Consider the following 19,335-nt stretch of genomic DNA (forward strand, 5'->3'; position numbering starts at 1 on the left):
GCATGATGCTGGCTGACAAGTTGAAGGCAAAAAGCTGAAATAGCGCAGACATCAATCTTGATTATGTTGCAACGCAATATTTTAGCACGCTTTGTTTGGTCTTACCATTTACAAGGCAATGCTAGAACAGCAATATAACAGTAAATTTTCTGCCGTTGGATTTTTAAGCCCGGGCTTTTCCCTTGGGAAATTTAAGCGTTGTTTATCGTCATAAGGCCGAAGTTGGTTGCAGTATGGAAATTTTTATTTGCATTTTTATTTTGGCACGGGCAACAAAAAGCCCCTGTCGAAGCAGGGGCTGATTGCGGTGCAGTGTTGCATTTAATCGAAAACCGGTGTTTCCACACCGAGAATCTTGTGCAACTTCGGCGATGTCGTCGTGTACTGCATATGAATCTTCTTTTCCGGGAAGATGTAAGGCGCGGCGCCAAACGCCGCCAGTGCGGCTTCGTGGAAGCCGGACAGAATCAGCTTTTTCTTGCCGGGGTAAGTGTTGATATCGCCCACCGCGAAAATGCCGGGAACGTTGGTTTCGAACTTTTCGGTATCAACCACTTTCAGTTGCTTGCGCTCAATGTCCAGGCCCCATTCTGCAATCGGCCCCAGTTTTGGCGACAGGCCGAAGAACACCAGCAGCATATCCAGCGGCATGCGGCGGGTAACGCCGTCGGCGCCGGTAACCTTGATTTCGGACAGTTTGTCGTCCTTGGTTTCAAAGCCGGTGGCCTGACCAACCAGGAATTGCATTTCGTACTGTTCGCACAGTTCCTTCATCTTGGCCACCGATGCCGGTGCCGCACGGAATTCGTCGCGACGATGCAGCAGCACCACCGATTCCGCCTTGCCGACGAAATTCAGCGCCCAGTCGAGCGCCGAGTCGCCACCGCCGCAGATGACGATATTCTTGCCGGCAAACTGATCCGGATTCTTGACGCGGTAAAACAGTTGCGAGCCTTCAAACTGTTCGATGCCGTCGACCTTCAGCGTGCGCGGCTGGAACGAACCGACGCCGGCAGCGATGAAGATGGTCTTGGTAATGAATTTGGTGCCGGCCGATGTTTCCAGGTCGAAGCGTCCGTCTTCGCGCTTTTGCACCACGGTGACTTCCTGACCCAGATGGAAGGTCGGATCGAACGGCTCGATCTGCTTGAGCAGATTGTCGGTCAGTTCCTGGCCAGTGCAGACCGGAACCGCAGGGATGTCATAGATTGGCTTGTCCGGGTAGAGTTCGACGCACTGGCCGCCGACGGTCGCCAGCGAGTCGATCACGTGCGCCTTGATTTCCAGCAGGCCGAGTTCGAATACTTGAAAAAGTCCGACCGGACCGGCGCCGACGATGACGGCATCGGTTTCGATTGTGGTCGTGCCGGCATCGGCACTCTTGACGGTGGTATTCATAAAATTGTCAAATTCCTGTTTCAGTTGAGAGGTATTTCCACACTCAATTGGCTGTCGGCCCGGATGTTTGCGCGTAGCGATGGCTGCGGGGCTATCCTGGCTGGTTGGCTAGAAGTGAATCGGAGGCCCGGCGGCTGCTCTGCACCGATGCAGGCAGCGTCCGGCATTGCGCCAGCGGCGCAAGGTCAATCAGCGCTGCAGAAACTCCAGCTTTTTCACGACATCTTTCCATTCTTCTGCTTCGGCCAGCGGCGCCTTGGTCTTGGTAATGGATGGCCAGTTGCGTGCCAGTTGTTCATTGAGCTTGATGAATTCCTGCTGATCTGCAGGCACGTCCTCTTCCGCATAAATCGCATTGACCGGGCATTCGGCCACGCACACGGCGCAGTCGATGCATTCGTCCGGATCAATGGCGAGAAAATTCGGGCCTTCGCGGAAGCAATCAACCGGGCATACATCAACGCAGTCCGTATAACGGCAGCGGATGCAGGATTCGGTCACAACGTGGGTCATAACAGTCCTATCTGTAAATTTTCTTAAATGCAGCGATGAATTCAGCTTGAATCAATGGCAATATGACGCGGGCAAATCTGCTGTAAATTTTGCCCGTTATCGGTTTTGGTGGCACCCTGACCCGCGTCCGGCTTCGTTATTTGCCGGGCAAATACGAGGCTTGCGCAACAATTCCTGTACAAACGGCTGGAAAGCCTTGTATTTTAAGGCAATTCAACTTTTCTCACAAATGAGGCTTATACACATTACGTATAAGTAAATATGAAATATCCATGGGCTCAAGGCAGAGGCAAGGCGTGAATGAGGTACAAGTGAAGCACAGGGCGGGCTGGCATTGGCTGGCGACATTCCTGACGGCCTCGGCGATGTTGTTGGCGAGCGTGCCGGCGCTGGCAGCAAAGGAGATCCGGATCGGCCTGATCAACAGTCATGGCGCGCGCTCCTCCGGCGCATTGGCCTATCGCAACGGCGCCACGCTGGCGGCGGCCGAGATCAATGCCGAAGGCGGCGTGCTGGGACGTCAGATCGTGCTGGTGTCGCGCGACGACGATGGCAGCGCCGACGACGCCGTCCGAAATGCGCGGTCGCTGATCAATGCCGACAAGGTTGAAGTGCTGACCGGTTCCATGCTTTCCAACGTGGCATTGGCAGTCGCCAGAACCGCCGCTGCCACCAAGACCGTATTCGTGGTGGGCGATGCGCTGACCGATGCCATCACGCTCGACAAGGGCAACCGCTATACCTTCCGCTTGCGGCCATCGACCTACATGCAGGCGGCGATGCTGGCCGAGCAGGCGGCCAGGTTGCCGTTGCGGCGCTGGGCCATCATTGCCCCGAATTACGAGTACGGTCAGAGCGCGGTTGCCAATTTCAAGTTGCTGCTCAAAGAACGTCGTCCCGATGTCAGCTTTGTCGCCGAGCAATGGCCGGCGCTCGGCAAGATGAATGCTGCGGTGGCGGTCAAGGCCATCAAGCAAGCCAATCCCGATGCCATTTTGAATGTCACGTTCGGTGCCGACATGGAAGCGTTTGCGGCCGAAGGCCGGCGCGAAGACTTGTTCAGTTCGGCACGGGTGTTCTCGATGTCCTCCAGTGAGTCGCGCGATGAAGCGATCAGCAGCGCACTCAATGGCTGGACCGTGATCGGCTATCCGTCGGAGCAGCTCGCCACGCCTGAGCATCAGCGTTTTGTCGAGGCCTATGTCAAACGTTTCGGCGAGCAGCCGCATCTGGCCAGCGTATTCGGCTACAGCGCCATGCTGGCGATTACTGCAGGCATCAGGAAAGCCGGTACCGACAACAGTGAGAAACTGGTGCTGGCGATGCGTGGCCTGAGTCTGCCGACGCCGCTGGGACCGGTCATGTTCCGCGCGCTGGATCAGCAATCCAGCATGGGCGCCTTCATCGGTACGCTGACGCAGAAGGATGGCCATACCGTACTCGGCAGTTGGCGATATCTGGATGGCACCGGCTATATGCCGGCCGATACCTATGTGCGCGGACGCCGTCCGGCAGCAGCCATGCGCTAGCGTTGGGCAGGCGCAGGCCGATGGCAATCCGGGTTAAGATGGCGGCCCGGTGGCTGTTGCGCTTTTTTCATTTCGTCACTTTGGTATTTACCCTGCGACCCGAAACATGATTATTTCTTCGTTGCTTGACACGGATCTGTACAAATTCACGATGATGCAAGTAGTACTGCATCATTTTCCCGGCGCGCAGGTCGAGTATCGTTTCAAATGCCGCAATGCGGATGTCGATCTGACCCCTTACATCGATGAAATCAAGGCCGAAATAGCGGCCTTGTGCCGGTTGCGTTTTCAAGAGCAAGAGCTGGCCTACTTGCGCAGCTTCCGTTTCATCAAGAGCGATTTTGTCGATTTCCTCGGCCTGTTTCACCTGAGCGAAAAATACATCAGTGTCACGCCTTCGGCTGCGGCCAACGGCGAGATCGAAATTCAGGTCAAGGGCCCGTGGCTGCATACGATTCTGTTCGAAGTGCCGGTGCTGGCGATTGTCAACGAAGTGTATTTCCGCGCCACGCAACGCACGCCCGATTACGAACAAGGCCGGGTGCGCCTGCGCGACAAGATCGCCATGATTACCGGCAATCCGGTGCTGGCCGGTTGCAATATCGCGGAATACGGCACGCGCCGGCGCTTCTCGCGCAGCTGGCATGCGGAAGTGATGCAAACCATGAAGCAGACCATGGGCGGACACTTTGCCGGCACCTCCAATGTGCTGTTCGCGATGCAGCATGATCTGACGCCGCTGGGCACGATGGCGCATGAATACCTGCAAGCCTGTCAGGCACTGGGCCCGCGTCTGCGCGACTCGCAAATCTACGGGTTTGAAATGTGGGCGCGCGAATATCGCGGCGACCTCGGCATTGCGTTGTCCGATGTCTATGGCATGGACGCGTTCCTGCGCGATTTCGACATGTATTTCTGCAAGCTGTTTGACGGCGCCCGCCACGATTCCGGCGACCCGTTCGACTGGGGCGAGCGACTGATTCAGCACTATCGCGAGATGCGCGTCGATCCGGCCAGCAAGGTGCTGATCTTTTCGGACGGACTTGATTTCGACAAGGTGGTGGCCTTGTACCTGCGCTTCAAGGATCGCGCGCGCGTGGCCTTTGGCGTCGGCACCAATCTGACCAATGATCTCGGCTATACGCCATTGCAGGTGGTCATGAAAATGGTCCGTTGCAACGGTCAGCCGGTGGCCAAACTGTCGGATACGCCATCGAAGAATATGTGTGACGATGCGGCCTATGTCAATTACCTGCGCCAGGTGTTCGATATCAAAACCCCTTGAGGTTGCCGGGGAGGGCGGCCAGGCACGATCATGACCGGGAAGGGTTGCATTGAGGCATCACGCTGTTGTATTGTGCGACACCATTGCTGCTTGTTTCTTTGATATCGTCAGGACTGAAATTGCCTACCAAATTCTTCGTTTCTGCCAGCGCGCTGCTGGCTTGCCTGTTGTTCCCTCTGGCAGCCAGCGCTGCCGATCTTGACGGCAGTACCCTGTCGGCGCTGTGGGGGATCCCGTTCATCGGTTTGCTGTTGTCGATTGCCGTGGGTCCGTTGCTGTTTTCCCATTTCTGGCATCACCACTTCGGCAAGATTGCACTGGCATGGTCGGTGGCGTTTCTGCTGCCGTTTGCCATGGTTTTCGGCTCCCATTCGGCGGTGGCCGGGGCGGTGCATGCCATGCTGGCCGAGTACATTCCCTTCATTGCTTTATTGATGGCGCTGTTCGTGGTGGCCGGTGGCATTTGCGTGCGCGGCAACCTGCACGGCACTCCGGCGCTCAATACCGGCTTGTTGGCATTGGGCACACTGCTGGCCAGTTTCATGGGCACCACCGGCGCCTCGATGTTACTGATCCGGCCGCTGATCCGCGCCAATGACAACCGCAAGCATGCAGTGCATATCGTGGTGTTTTTCATTTTCCTGGTGGCCAATGCCGGCGGTTCGCTGACGCCGCTTGGTGATCCGCCATTGTTCCTCGGTTTCCTGAAAGGCGTCGATTTTTTCTGGACCATGCAGCACATCTTTCCGGAAACGCTGTTCGTCTGTATTTCGCTGTTGGCGATCTTTTATCTGATTGATCGTCACTACTATCACAACAAGGAAGAAGAGTTTGCGCCGGCGCTGGACCCGACCCCGGACTCCGGCATCCGCTTCGAAGGCAAACTCAATTTTGTCTTGCTGCTGATAGTGATCGGCCTGGTATTGATGAGCGGTTTGTGGAAGTCGGGCATCAGCTTCTCCGTCATGGGGACGCCGGTCGAATTGCAGAATCTGTTGCGCGATGTGGCGCTGATCGGGGTAACGCTGGTTTCCTTGTGGGTGACGCCGAAATCGGCGCGCACCGGCAATGATTTTTCGTGGGGACCGATTCAGGAAGTCGCCAAGTTGTTTGCCGGCATTTTCGTCACCATCATCCCGGTCATCGCCATGTTGCGCGCCGGTGAGTCTGGTGCTTTCGGCGCCGTGGTGCGCGCTGTTACCGGGCCGGATGGTCAGCCCAACGATGCCATGTATTTCTGGGTCACCGGTTTGCTGTCCTCATTCCTGGACAATGCACCGACCTATCTGGTGTTTTTCAATACCGCTTCGGGTGATGCGCAGACGTTGATGACGACGATGGCGACCACGCTGGCGGCCATTTCTGCCGGTGCGGTGTTCATGGGCGCCAACTCCTATATCGGTAATGCGCCCAACATGATGGTCAAGGCGATTGCCGAAGAGCGCGGCATCAAGATGCCATCGTTTTTTGGCTACATGGCATGGTCGTTCGGGATACTGATACCATTGTTCGCGATCATGACTTTCATTTTCTTTCTGAAGTGACGGCCTGAACTCCATACATTCTTATAACCAGAGACTTGCATGAAACCCAAGATATTTGTGGCCCGCGCCGTTTTTCCCGAAGTGCTGGAACGTCTGTCGCAGCACTTCGATGTCGAATCCAATCAGGATGACCGCATCTTCACTGCCGATGAACTGCTGGTGAAAGCCAAGGGCAAGGATGGCTTGTTCGCCACCCCGAGCGAGCCGGTGACGGCGGCCTTGTTTGCCGCCAATCCGCAACTGAAGGCGGTCTGCAACATGGCGGTCGGCTACAACAATATCGATCTGGCAGCGGCCACCAAGGCTGGCGTGATGGCCACCAATACGCCGGATGTCCTGAATGAAACCACGGCCGATTTTGGCTGGGCCTTGTTGATGGCGACCGCACGCCGGGTCACCGAATCGGAACACTGGCTGCGTGCCGGTCACTGGAAAAAATGGAGCTATGACAGCTTCGTCGGCCCGGATGTCCATGGTTCGACGCTGGGTATCATCGGCATGGGACGGATCGGGCAGGCGATTGCGCGGCGCTCGATGGGTTTCGACATGAACGTGTTGTACTACAACCGTTCGCGCCTGTCGCCGGAGCTGGAAGTGCGTGCCAACAATGCCAGGCATGTCGGCAAGGAAGAATTGTTGCGTACTGCCGATCACGTGATTCTGGTGCTGCCGTATTCGGCGGCGTCGCATCACACCATCGGTGCCGCAGAACTGGCATTGATGAAGCCACAGGCGACGCTGATCAATCTGGCGCGCGGCGGCATCGTCGATGACGCCGCCTTGATTGCGACATTGCGCGCTGGCGGCATCGCTGCAGCCGGGCTGGACGTGTTTGAAAATGAACCGGCTTTCAATCCGGATTTCCTCGGCCTGTCGAATGTGGTGTTGACGCCGCATATCGCCAGCGCTTCAACGCCAACGCGACTGGCGATGGCCAATTGCGCTGCCGATAATCTGATTGCAGCCTTGTCCGGCAATACGCCGCCGAACTTGCTGAATCCGGACGTCAAGGCCGCCGCCTGAACTTGCGAGGATGAAGGGCAGGGATGACATGCATGTTCATCCCTGTCAGTTGTTGCCGGTTCAGCGTATTTCCGGTTTGATTTCCTGCAGGATGGTGGCAGCGATTTCTTCAATCGATTTGGCCGTGGATGACATCCAGCGGATGCCTTCGCGGCGCATCATCTTCTCTGCTTCATTAATTTCATAGCGGCAATTTTCCAGCGCGGCATATTTGCTGCCCGGCCGCCGTTCGTTGCGTACTTCCGACAGCCGTTGCGGCGCAATCGTCAGACCAAAGATCTTTTTCTTGAACTCGACCAGTCCCGAGGGCAGCTTGTCGCGCTCGAAATCTTCCGGAATCAACGGGTAATTGGCGGCCTTGATGCCATATTGCATGGCCAGATAGAGGCTGGTCGGGGTTTTGCCCGAACGTGACACGCCCACCAGGATGACATCGGCTGCCGCCAGATTCTTGTTGGATTGACCATCATCATGCGCTAGCGAAAAATTGATCGCTTCAATGCGATTTTTGTACTCTTCCGAGTCGGCGGTGTTGTGGCTGCGGCCGATGGTATGGGTCGATTTGACACCCAGTTCCTGTTCCAGCGGCTCGACAAAGGTCTGGAACAAATCCATATGCATCGCCTTGGCGTGGCGCAGCACGGCGGACAGATCAGGCTTGACCAGCGTCGAGAACACGATCGGCAGCTTGCCTTCGAGGGCGCCCACTTCATTGATGCGGCGGGTGGCGTCGTGCGCCTTGTCCAGCGTATCGACGAATGGCAGCCGGACTTGCTTGAATCGCAACTCGAACTGGCTGAGTACCGAATGGCCCAGTGTTTCTGCGGTGATGCCGGTACCGTCGGAGACAAAGAAGACGGTGCGGTTGATCGGTCCGGGTTGGGTCGGGCTGGCAGGGGAAGCTTGATCTGGCATGGTGTTGTTCAAAATAAACGATAAAAAAAGAAGGCCGGGGTGAAAAAATCGCCGGCTAGCCTGTAAAATGCCATGCATCAAAGTAAGAAGCTAGCTCAAAATGAGTCTGAAACAGCTGCGCGGATTGACCGAACTGATATGGATGTTTGCCTTTGCAAACGTCCTCGGATCCTGCGCGCGTTTTTTGAGCCTGCCAATTATGTCGCCATCGTCGCATAAAAACAAACAACTAAAGACGAATGCCGCGCGCGTGAAGATTTCTTATCATCAAACTAGAGGTTGTTATGTCCAACGCAGTAAATATGGGTACTACCCAGGGGGCTGCTTACGTAGTCTCCTTTGAACATTTGCGCATGACGGATGTGGAGTCCGTCGGCGGCAAGAACGCATCACTCGGTGAAATGATCAGCCAGTTGGCTGGTGCCGGCGTGCGTGTGCCGGGTGGCTTTGCCACCACGGCGCAGGCGTTCCGCGATTTCCTCGAGCACAGCGTCAATGGCGGCACCACACTGGCCAAGCGCATTGCTGACCGCCTGGAGTCGCTCGATATCGAAGACGTGCGGGCGCTGGCGCAAGCCGGTGCCGAAATCCGTCAATGGATCGTCGAGACACCATTCCAGCCGCGTCTGGAACAGGAAATCAAGGCTTATTACGACCGTCTGGTCAGTGATTCGACCAGCGAAATGTCGTTCGCCGTGCGTTCGTCGGCAACCGCCGAAGATTTGCCGGACGCTTCGTTTGCCGGCCAGCAGGAAACCTTCCTCAATGTGGTCGGTATCGAGAACGTGCTGGAAGCCATGAAGCATGTGTTCGCGTCGCTGTATAACGACCGCGCCATTTCCTATCGCGTCCACAAAGGCTTTACCCACGCCGAAGTCGCGCTGTCGGCCGGTGTGCAGCGCATGGTGCGTTCCGACGTCGGCGCCGCCGGCGTGATGTTCACGATTGATACCGAATCCGGCTTCAAGGATGTGGTGTTCATCACTTCCAGCTACGGTCTCGGTGAAACCGTGGTGCAGGGTGCGGTCAATCCTGACGAATTCTATGTCCACAAGCCAATGCTGGAGCAAGGCAAGTTGCCGATCATCCGTCGCAACATCGGCTCCAAGCTGATCAAGATGGAATTCACCGGTGAAGCCAAGGCCGGCCGGTCGGTCAAAACGGTCGATGTGCCGGTCGAACTGCGCAACCGCTATTCGCTCAACGACGCCGAAATCGTCGAACTGGCGAAGTACGCTACCATCATCGAGAAGCACTATCAGCGTCCGATGGATATCGAGTGGGGCAAGGATGGCCGTGACGGCAAGCTGTACATTTTGCAGGCGCGTCCGGAAACCGTGAAGTCGCAACAAAAAGCGACTGATGCGCAGCAACGCTTCAAGCTCAAGGGTTCGAGCAATGTGCTGGCCATCGGCCGCGCTATCGGTCAAAAAATCGGTGCCGGTCCGGTGCGCGTGATTCGCGATGCGTCCGAAATGGAACGGGTACAACCGGGTGATGTGCTGGTCGCCGACATGACCGACCCGAACTGGGAACCAGTCATGAAGCGCGCCGCAGCGATTGTCACCAATCGCGGTGGCCGTACCTGCCACGCGGCGATCATCGCGCGTGAACTGGGTGTGCCGGCCGTGGTTGGTTGCGGCGATGCCACCGATATCCTGAAAGACGGCAATCTGGTCACCGTTTCCTGCGCCGAAGGCGATGAAGGCAAGATTTACGACGGCCTGCTGGAAACCGAAATCACCGAAGTCGCCCGTGGCGAACTGCCACCGATCCCGCTGAAGATCATGATGAACGTCGGCAATCCGCAACTGGCATTCGACTTCCAGTCGATTCCCAACAGCGGCGTTGGTCTGGCGCGTCTGGAATTCATCATCAACAACAATATCGGCGTTCACCCGCGCGCGATTCTGGAATACCCGAACATCGACGCCGACCTCAAGAAGGCAGTTGAATCGGTGGCGCGTGGTCATGCATCGCCGAAGGCATTCTATGTCGACAAGCTGGCTGAAGGGATTGCCACCATTGCCGCAGCATTCTGGCCGAAGCCGGTGATCGTGCGTTTGTCGGACTTCAAGTCCAACGAATACAAGAAGCTGATCGGCGGTTCGCGTTACGAACCGGACGAAGAAAATCCGATGCTGGGTTTCCGTGGCGCGGCGCGTTACCTGTCTGCCGACTTCGCCGAAGCATTCGAAATGGAATGTCTGGCAATGAAGCGCGTGCGCAACGACATGGGTTTGACCAACGTTGAAATCATGGTGCCATTCGTGCGTACCCTGGGTCAGGCTGAGAAGGTCATCGACCTGCTCGGCAAGAACGGTCTCAAGCGCGGTGAAAACGGTTTGCGCGTGATCATGATGTGCGAAGTGCCTTCCAATGCGATTCTGGCGGAGCAGTTCCTGGAATTCTTTGATGGCTTCTCGATCGGCTCCAACGACTTGACGCAGCTGACGCTGGGTCTGGATCGTGACTCCGGCATGGAATTGCTGGCAGCCGATTTCGATGAGCGCGATCCGGCCTTGCAAGCCTTGCTGAGCAAGGTCATTGCGACGTGCCTGGCGAAGGGCAAGTATGTCGGTATCTGCGGTCAGGGTCCTTCGGATCACCCGGACTTTGCCGAGTGGCTGATGAAGCAGGGCATTGAATCGATTTCGCTGAATCCTGATTCGGTGATCGATACATGGCAAAAACTGGCAACGGTAAAGTAAGGTCGTTCGGTCTGCGCGACCGGCGATTTTCTGATACCTGACCACAACGGGAACGCGGGCTTACAGCCCGCGTTTTTGTTTTTGTAGGGTACACTGTGCGCGCATTCCGGGTGTTCGCCGTTGCGGCACCATGCTGATGCCAGAAGAGAGGTAAATAACATGATGGATTGGGCAATCTGGTTTGTGCTGGCAGGTCTGGTGATTGTGGCCGAACTGTTCAGTGGCACATTTTATTTACTGATGATCGCCATCGGTCTGGTCGCCGGCGGCGCCGTCGCGCTGTTGGGCGGATCGCTGGAGTGGCAGTTGCTGGCGGCCGCTGCAGTCGGTTTCATCGCCACCGGCTTGCTGCGTCGCAGCCGTTTCGGCAAACACAAAAAAAATAGTGCTTCGCGCGACCCCAATGTATTGCTGGATATTGGTCAGAGCATCCGGGTCGATCACTGGCAGACGGAAGACGGCGTCAGCGTGGCGCGGGTACCGTATCGCGGCGCAGACTGGGACGTCGAACTGGAACCCGGCAGCACGCCGGCAGCAGGGCATTTTGTCATTCGTGAAATACGCGGCAGTCGTCTGATTGTCGCTGGTCAATAAGGAGAACGTCTATGTTCGGCAGCGTCACACTGGTTATCTTTTTCATCGCTATCGTATTCGTGGTGAAAACCATCAAAGTGGTCCCGCAGCAGCACGCCTGGGTGGTGGAACGTCTCGGTAAATATCACGCCACACTGGGCCCCGGCCTCAATATCGTGGTGCCATTCATTGATCGCGTCGCCTACAAGCACATTCTCAAGGAAATTCCGCTCGACGTGCCGCCACAGGTTTGCATCACGCGTGACAATACGCAATTGCAAGTGGATGGCATCCTGTATTTTCAGATTACCGACCCGATGCGCGCTTCCTATGGCTCATCCAACTACATTTCGGCAATCACGCAACTGGCGCAAACCACACTGCGTTCCGTGATCGGCAAGATGGAGCTGGACAAGACATTCGAAGAGCGTGACCACATCAACACCACCATCGTCAACGCCATCGATGAGTCAGCCGCCAACTGGGGTGTCAAAGTCTTGCGGTATGAAATCAAGGACTTGACGCCGCCCAAGGAAATTCTGCACGCGATGCAGGCGCAGATTACAGCTGAACGTGAAAAGCGCGCGCTGATCGCGGCCTCGGAAGGGCGCAAGCAAGAACAGATCAATATCGCGACCGGTGAACGCGAAGCCTCGATTGCCAAGTCGGAAGGTGAGAAGCAGGCCTCGATTAACCGCGCCGAAGGTCAGGCCGCCGCCATCGTGGCGATTGCCCAGGCCAGCGCCGAAGCGATTCGTCAGACCGCTGCCGCGATCCAGCAACCGGGCGGGTCCGATGCCGTCAACCTGAAAGTGGCAGAGCAATACGTCGCCGCCTTCTCGCAACTGGCCAAGACCAACAACTCCATCATCGTGCCAGCCAACCTTGGCGAGATGAGTACGCTGATTGCGAGCGCCATGCAAGTGGTGAAAGCACAGCCGAAGTAAGCGACTGGCCGGCGTTCCGCTTCAGCCACGGGAGCGGGCGCCGCCAGCCAATAATTCACAAGGCAAGGTGATATCGACGCACAAGCCGCCGTCGATGCGATTGCCGGCGCGGATATGACCGTTGTGCGCTTCGATGATACGACGGGCGATGGTCAGTCCCAGACCGTAACCATTGCTGTTTTTTCTGGTTCTGCTGCTGCGAAAAAGCGGTTCGAAAATCAAATCCAGTTCTTCTTCCGGTACGCCCGGGCCACGGTCCAGCACGGCGATGTGCAACAGGCACGATAGCCGATCTACTCTGGTGTTGATATGCACTGGGCTCTCCAGCATAGTTTACTTTCCGTGGCGCTGGTGATCCCGGTCGCCATGCATAACAGTGTCAGTAACTCGCTGACTGATTCGTTCGTCTGGCATTCGAATAATTTCAAATTTTTAATAGAAATAAATAAATTCAAAACGGTTTTCTGTTTTTGATTTGAGTAATCGCTTTTTTGAAAATTGTCGATGTGTCAATATTCGTCAAAATGTAGTCGATAGCAATCTGATTGGCGCATTGATCTGCAGGTGCGTAATCAAGTTCGTCCTCGTCTTGTCGTTGCTCCAACTTCCGCTTTTGTTCAATACCTCAACAGGATTGATAAATTGACTCTTCCAGGCCAGGTCACGGCTACATTGCCATTGTTTCGTCATGAGGCTTTGTCTGCTGGCAACAAGCATGCGCTCGGCGCGATACGTTTGGCCCAGCCGCTATCGGCCTGGCTGGTGGCCAGTTGCTCGCTCTTGTTGGCGACAGCATTGGTTGCCTTCATCGCATTTGGCGCCGTGACCCGAAAATCCCGCATCGCAGGTATCACCGTTGCACAAGCCGGCAGCATTCGCATTGCTGCACCAAATGCCGGCGTCCTCACGCATGGCCATGTTGAAGAGGGGCAGAGCGTCGTTGCGGGGCAAGTGCTGTTCGAACTGTCGACTGCTCGATATGGCGCAGACGGCGAACTCACGGCATTGGTGGCGCAACAATTAGCAATGCGTCAGCAGACGCTGGAATCTGAACAGCGCCTGCGCATCACCCAATATCGCGACCGGAAGCGGGTGGTTAAGCAACGTCTGCAGAATCTGCGGCTGGAAACAGAACATCTGGCGCATGAAATTGCACTCGCCCTTCGTCGACACCAGTTGGCTTTACACAGCCTTGCCAAATTCGACATGCTGCAACAGAGCGGCTATGTATCCGCTGCACAGACGCAGCAAAAACAGGAAGAGAGCATTGATATGGCGGCCAGGCTGGGTAGTCTCAAACGTAACCACGTTCAGCTTGAAACCACTCGGCTGGGATTGATCTCCGAACTGGCCGCAATCGACACGGAACTGGCGACCGAGTTGGCGCAACTGGAGCGTGCCAGCGCCATCCTGCAGCAGGAAGTCACGGAAAATCTGAATAGAAAATCTACCCTGATTACCGCGCCGCATGCCGGTGCAATTACCGCAATCGCTTACGAGCCGGGACAGACAGTGGCTGCCGGGCAGATGCTGGCGACGTTGATTCCGCGCCGCATAAATAGTGATGCCGCCAATCATCCCACAATGGAAGTGCATCTTTATGCACCCAGTCGTACCGCTGGCTTTGTAGCCACGGGCCAGCAGGTAGCGTTGCGGTATCAGGCTTATCCGTATCAGAAATTTGGTTTGCAATTGGGGGTTGTCATCGATGTCAGCAAAACGCCATTCGCCCCATCGGAGTTGCCGCAACATCTGGCCAGTACCATTCTCAGCAATGCGGAGCAAAACATTTCTGGTTTCAATAGTAGCGAAGCTCTGTATCGCATCAAGGTACGTCCGCAGCGCCAATCCGTCGACGCCTATGGTCGGATGCAAATGCTGAAACCCGGCATGACGCTGGAGGCAGACGTCATCCAGGATAAACGCAGGATTTGGGAATGGGTAACGGAGCCGCTGCTGGCAGCGATAGAGCGGCAATGAAAGTATGCAAGCCGTATTTTGGGGGGGGGCAGAAACGTTTTTGGTGCAATGTCGGGTGCTCGCGGGTAATTTGTGTCGCATCCAAGATGGCACCAAATAGGCGCTTGCGTTTTGAGTAGTCAAGATTATCGATATTACGATCCAAGGCGAAGCAAAATTTATTCTATTTTTTAATGATTATTTATTTTGATAAATTTACATTCTCAATTTTTTCTCGATAAGAAATTTATAAAAATGCAATATTTATACGATTATTATTTCCTAATAGCAACTGCATATTATCCACATGAAAAGAAGAAGATTTTTTTGCAGGGATATGTACAGCGATTTATTTCCTTGTTGCCGCCTTCGGGTATCAACATAGTCAGATTAACAAGAACATTCATTTTCGATACAGTCAATGTCAATATGAGTTACATAAAAAATATCGTATGCATATTGTTCCTTTTTTTGAGTTCGGCATCGGACTCGATATTGCTTGCTCACGAAAAAAAAATGACCCCGGTTGAGGTTTTCAATCAGAGATATGGTTTTCTGAAAAATCTGATTGATTTCTCAGATATACCATTCATGGAAGTATCAAAAGAAGAAGCGAATCGAATATTAAAACAACATATAGATTCTGCATTTTTGTTTGATATTCAATTGCCTTTATATCAAAACAGTAATCACTATCAGTTGTATGTGGCAAATTGCTCAGCTCAAAATACCTCCTCATTGTTATGTGACTATCTGGTAGTGCAAGGAGGATTCGGAAGTTCCGTCACGCGTGTGTACGGTCCTATTAACCTAGGCAAGTAACAGCGTAAAAAGATACCAATTTCCAACCGAGGAGTTTACATGCGCAATCTTACCGAGTCAGAATTGGATTTTGTTAGTGGTGCAATTACCATCCCAGATTTTAGACATGATGGACATGATTACACCAATGTAAATGTAAACGAAAACAATGGCAGCATGAGTATTGATGGTATTCCCTACTCCGTGGAAGGATCTATCAACAGTCATGGCGATACCGCCATCACCATCTCCATTAACAATCAATCTTTTTCTGGAAATGTAATGCAAGCAGGAGGAGGAATGCTGGATTTTCGTCTGGGTACCGATGGTGCAGGAATGTGCGCGCCACTTCCTGGTAATTGGACCAATTGGGGAAATAACGACGTTTCTGGCTCCTACTGTCGATGAGAGAACTACCGATGAAATTTCCTGCCTCATTTTTTGAAAACCACTATCGAATTTCGCCTGCTCTACTCAAAAAAGTACATGCCTATTCAAATAGTCAAGAGGCAATCGATCAGTATTTGTTCGATTGCCCCTTCACGCATCCAAGCCTTTCCATTTATATGAATGGAGAGCGCAAAGACGAGAGCGCATATTTCGAATCTTATTTCGAATCAAAAACACAGTCGAAACGTATCAATGTCGCACGCTTGAAAAATTTATTGGAAGAAGGTGCTTCACTGATATTCAATCGGATGAATGCTCATTCTCTTCCAATGGCTAAAATTTGCCATGATCTGCAATTGGACATTCAAGAAAAATTGCACGCACATGGTTATTTCTCTCAGAAAGATCAGGAGTCACTGGGTTTTCATTGGGATACGAATGATGTTTTTGCTGTTCAGCTTATTGGCAGGAAGCGTTGGATAATTAAAAAGCCCACAATAGAAATCCCATTGCCTAGCCAGATAAATGGAGCTGAAGATAAGTCCCCCGAAGATATCTATTTAGACGTTGTTACAGAACCTGGAGACGTTCTTTATCTGCCCGGTGGCTGGTGGCATACGGCACTGCCTTTACATCAGCCTACATTTCATCTCGCTATCGGTGTTCAGACAAAAAAAACCATGCATTTTCTAGATTGGATAATGAAAGCCAAGATGCCTGATTTATTGGAATGCCGCACAGACGCGGACATATTCAAAAACAACAAAGAAAAGTACACAGATCAAATTCTGCAGACCCTCCGCAGTCATTTGTTAGATGAACGACTATTTGTACAATTCAATCAATCTTTTGACTCCCCTGCACAACACTCGGGTGTTCTCGCATTTATGTCGTTTGCCCTCTGTGTATTTTGAAAAACGTCATCTGGGTGACATCGTATCTCGCTTCGGCAGCATCGGCGCGATTCAAGCTACGCTGACCAGTTTGTTCGTCGAAAGTGCGCTGGATGGTTTGATGGCATTACTGGCGCTGTGCATGATGTTGCTATATAGCCCAAAGCTTAGTCTGGTCGTAATTGTCGCCGTTGCTACTTATGTATTGTTCCGCTGGTTTTTCTATTACCCGTTCCGTGAGGCATCGCAGGAACGGCTGGTATTGGCTGCAAAGGAAAGCAGTCATTTCTTCGAAAGCATGCGTGCAGTCACCCCAGTCAAACTGTTCGGACAAGAGGCGCAACGTTGTGTCCACTGGCAAAATCTCAAGCAGGATGTTATCAATCGTGATGTGGAAACACAGAAGCTGAGCATTGTCTTCAGGATCGGCAACACCGCCATTTTCGGTGCGCAAGGATTGGCAGTGTTTTATCTTGGCGCCGGTCTGGTGATGCAAAATACGCTGACGGTCGGTATGCTGATGGCGTTCAGCAGCTACGCCGCCACCTTTTCTGGCCGTTTGTTCAGCCTGGTTGATCTGCTCGTCAATCTCAACATGTTGAGCATGCATAGCGCTCGGCTGGCCGACATTGTGCTGGAGCCGATAGAAGAAGAAAGTGAGCTGGAAACCGACATCAGTCGTCTTGATCCATGCATCAGCTTGCGCAATGTCCGATTCCGTTATGCAGACGGCGAACCGTGGCTGCTGAACGATATCAATCTGAGCATTCCTGCCGGACAGAGTATTGCTATCGTCGGTGCCAGTGGCTGCGGAAAAACAACTCTATGCAAAATCATTTTAGGTTTGCTGCAGCCGACGGCAGGTGAGGTATTGATTGATGGCATACCGCTTACCCGGCTGGGACTGAGCGCATACCGAAAATTGATCGGTACTGTCATGCAAGACGACACCTTGTTATCCGGTTCTATACTGGACAACATTAGCTTTTTCGATCCGCAAGTAGATCTTGAACACTTGTACCAATGCGCCAGACTTGCCGCCATTCATGATGAAATATCTACCATGCCGATGGGATATCAGACACTGATCGGCGACATGGGCAGCAGTTTGTCAGGAGGACAGAAGCAACGTATCTTGCTAGCACGAGCCTTATGTAAGCAACCGAAGATACTGGCACTAGACGAGGCTACCAGTCATTTGGACATCGTTAACGAACTCAAGGTAAATCAGGCGCTCGCTCATCTTGGCCTGACCAGAATTGTCGTTGCACATCGACCGGAAACGATTAAGGCATCGGAGCGCATTATCGAGCTTGAAAATGGGCTGATCGTGGAATTGAAGTCTGACATTGTCGCCGCTGAGACTGCTGATCAGTCAAACTATACTGATCGGCTAATTTGATAGACAGGTTTGGAGGTCCATCTCACCATCGGATGGTAGCCTAACGCGAAGTCTAGCTTCAGTGACCGACCGGGACGTCGCCAACGCGTGGTTCACAGGGCAGGGTGATATCGACGCACAGACCACCGTCGATGCGATTGCTAGCCCGAATCTGGCCGTTGTGCGCTTCGATGATGCGGCGCGCGATGGTCAGTCCCAGACCGTAGCCATTGCTATTTTTTCTGGTGCGGCTGCTTCGGAAAAATGGTTCAAAGATCAGTTTCAATTCTTCTTCCGGCACGCCCGGACCCCGATCCAGCACGGCGATGTGCAACAGGCCGGATATCCGGTCGACTCTGGTATTGAGCACGACCGTACTCTCCGCCGCGGTTTGCTTGACCGCATTGCGCACCACATTTTCGATGGCCCGGTACAGTAATTCGGCACCGCCGAAGATGACTGCCTGGCACGCGACTTTACCTTCCACGTGACGGCTGTTGGCTTCGGCTTCGAAACGGGCATCATCGATAATGTCGGCCAGCAATTCATCCATGCGGATTTCATCTTCCATGGCACCGGTGACACCGGCTTCCAGCCGCGACAGCGTCAGCAGTTCACCGACCAGCTTATCCATGCGAATGCTTTCGCGCTCGATACGTTCAATCGTGATGGCGGTTTTTTCAGGCTGCAGACGGGCCAGTCCGATCGAGGCTTGCAGGCGCGCAATCGGCGAACGCAGTTCATGCGAAACATCATGCAGCAGACGGCGCTGGCTTTCCATCAAGGCGCGCAATTTGTCGGTCATGGCATCAAAGTCGCGGCCGAGATCGGTCAATTCATCGCGTCGCTTACCCATTAACGGTGCCAGCCGGTCATTCAGATTGCCGGATGCCGCTTGCGCAAATGCGGCCTTGAGCTGGCGAATCGGTAATGAAAAATACCAGGCCAGCAGCATGGCAAAAATCAGGCTGGCGACGATGGCGACCAACATCGGCATCATCGGAAACAGCATCGGCGGCGGTGGTGATTGGTGATGTTCGGCATCTTGTGGCGGACGTCCGCCATAGCCACTGCCCGACGATGGCATGAATAGCAGGTAGTGGTGGCCATCGGCGCCCGCGATTTGTTCTACTGTGCGGCGGCGGCCGTTGTTCTCCAACAGTAAGCGCGCTTCCGCGATCAGGTGTGGGCTGACATCACGACCGAGCAACTCGTGGTCATGTTCATCAACGGCGTATAACTGATGCGGTTGCAGCTGCTTGATCATGCCGCGCAAGGCTGCCACGCCGCCGTAGCGCAGGGTCATGCCGGCGGCATTGATCATGGTGGTTGCGGATGGGCTGTGATCGATTTCGGCGATGCGCTGGTTGCGTTCGTGATTTTCCAGTGAAATCATGACGCCGACGCCAATGGTCGCCGTCAGTTGCGCCACCATGATGAAAAAGAAAAATTTCCAGAAGAGACGACCCACCG

Annotated in this window: 17 protein-coding genes; 12 read left to right on the forward strand and 5 right to left on the reverse strand. The window is 54.0% G+C overall.

What is annotated here, in order from left to right; genetic code table 11:
- Positions 1-321: 321 nt before the first annotated feature.
- Positions 322-1,398, reverse strand: a complete 1,077-nt coding sequence (locus tag AKL27_RS09305; protein WP_050462529.1) for an NAD(P)/FAD-dependent oxidoreductase — start codon at positions 1,396-1,398, stop codon at positions 322-324.
- A 189-nt stretch (positions 1,399-1,587) separates the two neighbouring features.
- A complete protein-coding gene (fdxA, locus tag AKL27_RS09310) occupies positions 1,588-1,911 on the reverse strand; it encodes a ferredoxin FdxA (protein WP_050462530.1) in 324 nt (107 codons plus the stop codon).
- 311 nt (positions 1,912-2,222) lie between these two features.
- Between fdxA and AKL27_RS09315 the strand changes: the two genes are divergently transcribed.
- From AKL27_RS09315 to AKL27_RS09330, 4 genes are all read left to right on the forward strand, one after another.
- A complete protein-coding gene (locus AKL27_RS09315) occupies positions 2,223-3,440 on the forward strand; it encodes an ABC transporter substrate-binding protein (RefSeq protein WP_332308338.1) in 1,218 nt (405 codons plus the stop codon).
- 106 nt (positions 3,441-3,546) lie between these two features.
- Positions 3,547-4,725, forward strand: a complete 1,179-nt coding sequence (gene pncB / locus AKL27_RS09320) for a nicotinate phosphoribosyltransferase (protein WP_050462531.1) — start codon at positions 3,547-3,549, stop codon at positions 4,723-4,725.
- Between the two features lie 119 nt (positions 4,726-4,844).
- On the forward strand, positions 4,845-6,269 hold the full coding sequence (locus AKL27_RS09325; RefSeq protein ID WP_198155926.1) for a sodium:proton antiporter: 1,425 nt from the start codon (positions 4,845-4,847) through the stop codon (positions 6,267-6,269).
- Positions 6,270-6,308: 39 nt separating this feature from the next.
- A complete protein-coding gene (locus AKL27_RS09330; RefSeq protein ID WP_050462532.1) occupies positions 6,309-7,292 on the forward strand; it encodes a 2-hydroxyacid dehydrogenase in 984 nt (327 codons plus the stop codon).
- Between the two features lie 60 nt (positions 7,293-7,352).
- On the opposite strand, the gene ppsR is transcribed toward AKL27_RS09330, so the two are convergent.
- Positions 7,353-8,207, reverse strand: coding sequence for a posphoenolpyruvate synthetase regulatory kinase/phosphorylase PpsR (ppsR, locus tag AKL27_RS09335; RefSeq protein WP_050462533.1), 855 nt, complete (start codon positions 8,205-8,207; stop codon positions 7,353-7,355).
- A gap of 302 nt (positions 8,208-8,509) precedes the next feature.
- Between ppsR and ppsA the strand changes: the two genes are divergently transcribed.
- From ppsA to AKL27_RS09350, 3 genes are all read left to right on the forward strand, one after another.
- Complete coding sequence (gene ppsA / locus AKL27_RS09340; protein ID WP_083438955.1) at positions 8,510-10,918, forward strand: phosphoenolpyruvate synthase; 2,409 nt, start codon at positions 8,510-8,512, stop codon at positions 10,916-10,918.
- Positions 10,919-11,077: 159 nt separating this feature from the next.
- On the forward strand, positions 11,078-11,512 hold the full coding sequence (locus AKL27_RS09345; protein WP_050462535.1) for an NfeD family protein: 435 nt from the start codon (positions 11,078-11,080) through the stop codon (positions 11,510-11,512).
- An 11-nt stretch (positions 11,513-11,523) separates the two neighbouring features.
- Positions 11,524-12,438, forward strand: coding sequence for an SPFH domain-containing protein (locus tag AKL27_RS09350; protein WP_050462536.1), 915 nt, complete (start codon positions 11,524-11,526; stop codon positions 12,436-12,438).
- A 21-nt stretch (positions 12,439-12,459) separates the two neighbouring features.
- Here AKL27_RS09350 and AKL27_RS09355 read toward each other — a convergent pair whose 3' ends face one another.
- On the reverse strand, positions 12,460-12,768 hold the full coding sequence (locus AKL27_RS09355) for an ATP-binding protein (protein ID WP_083438956.1): 309 nt from the start codon (positions 12,766-12,768) through the stop codon (positions 12,460-12,462).
- A 234-nt stretch (positions 12,769-13,002) separates the two neighbouring features.
- Between AKL27_RS09355 and AKL27_RS09360 the strand changes: the two genes are divergently transcribed.
- The 5 genes from AKL27_RS09360 (at position 13,003) to AKL27_RS09375 (ending at position 17,883) form a co-directional block, all read left to right on the forward strand.
- Complete coding sequence (locus tag AKL27_RS09360) at positions 13,003-14,418, forward strand: HlyD family secretion protein (RefSeq protein ID WP_157056863.1); 1,416 nt, start codon at positions 13,003-13,005, stop codon at positions 14,416-14,418.
- A gap of 495 nt (positions 14,419-14,913) precedes the next feature.
- Entirely contained in the window at positions 14,914-15,219 is a 306-nt protein-coding gene (locus AKL27_RS27670) for a hypothetical protein (protein WP_157056864.1), read from the forward strand.
- A 39-nt stretch (positions 15,220-15,258) separates the two neighbouring features.
- Positions 15,259-15,606, forward strand: a complete 348-nt coding sequence (locus tag AKL27_RS27675; RefSeq protein WP_157056865.1) for a hypothetical protein — start codon at positions 15,259-15,261, stop codon at positions 15,604-15,606.
- Between the two features lie 11 nt (positions 15,607-15,617).
- Positions 15,618-16,502 (forward strand): JmjC domain-containing protein, encoded by an 885-nt coding sequence (locus AKL27_RS09370; protein WP_157056866.1) that lies wholly within the window; start codon positions 15,618-15,620, stop codon positions 16,500-16,502.
- Positions 16,405-17,883, forward strand: a complete 1,479-nt coding sequence (locus AKL27_RS09375) for a peptidase domain-containing ABC transporter (RefSeq protein WP_083438957.1) — start codon at positions 16,405-16,407, stop codon at positions 17,881-17,883. The genes AKL27_RS09370 and AKL27_RS09375 overlap by 98 nt, the downstream gene beginning before the upstream one ends.
- A gap of 58 nt (positions 17,884-17,941) precedes the next feature.
- On the opposite strand, the gene AKL27_RS09380 is transcribed toward AKL27_RS09375, so the two are convergent.
- Entirely contained in the window at positions 17,942-19,333 is a 1,392-nt protein-coding gene (locus AKL27_RS09380) for an ATP-binding protein (protein WP_050462542.1), read from the reverse strand.
- Positions 19,334-19,335: the final 2 nt, after the last annotated feature.

The organism is Herbaspirillum autotrophicum (assembly GCF_001189915.1).
Lineage (GTDB): Bacteria > Pseudomonadota > Gammaproteobacteria > Burkholderiales > Burkholderiaceae_D > Herbaspirillum > Herbaspirillum autotrophicum.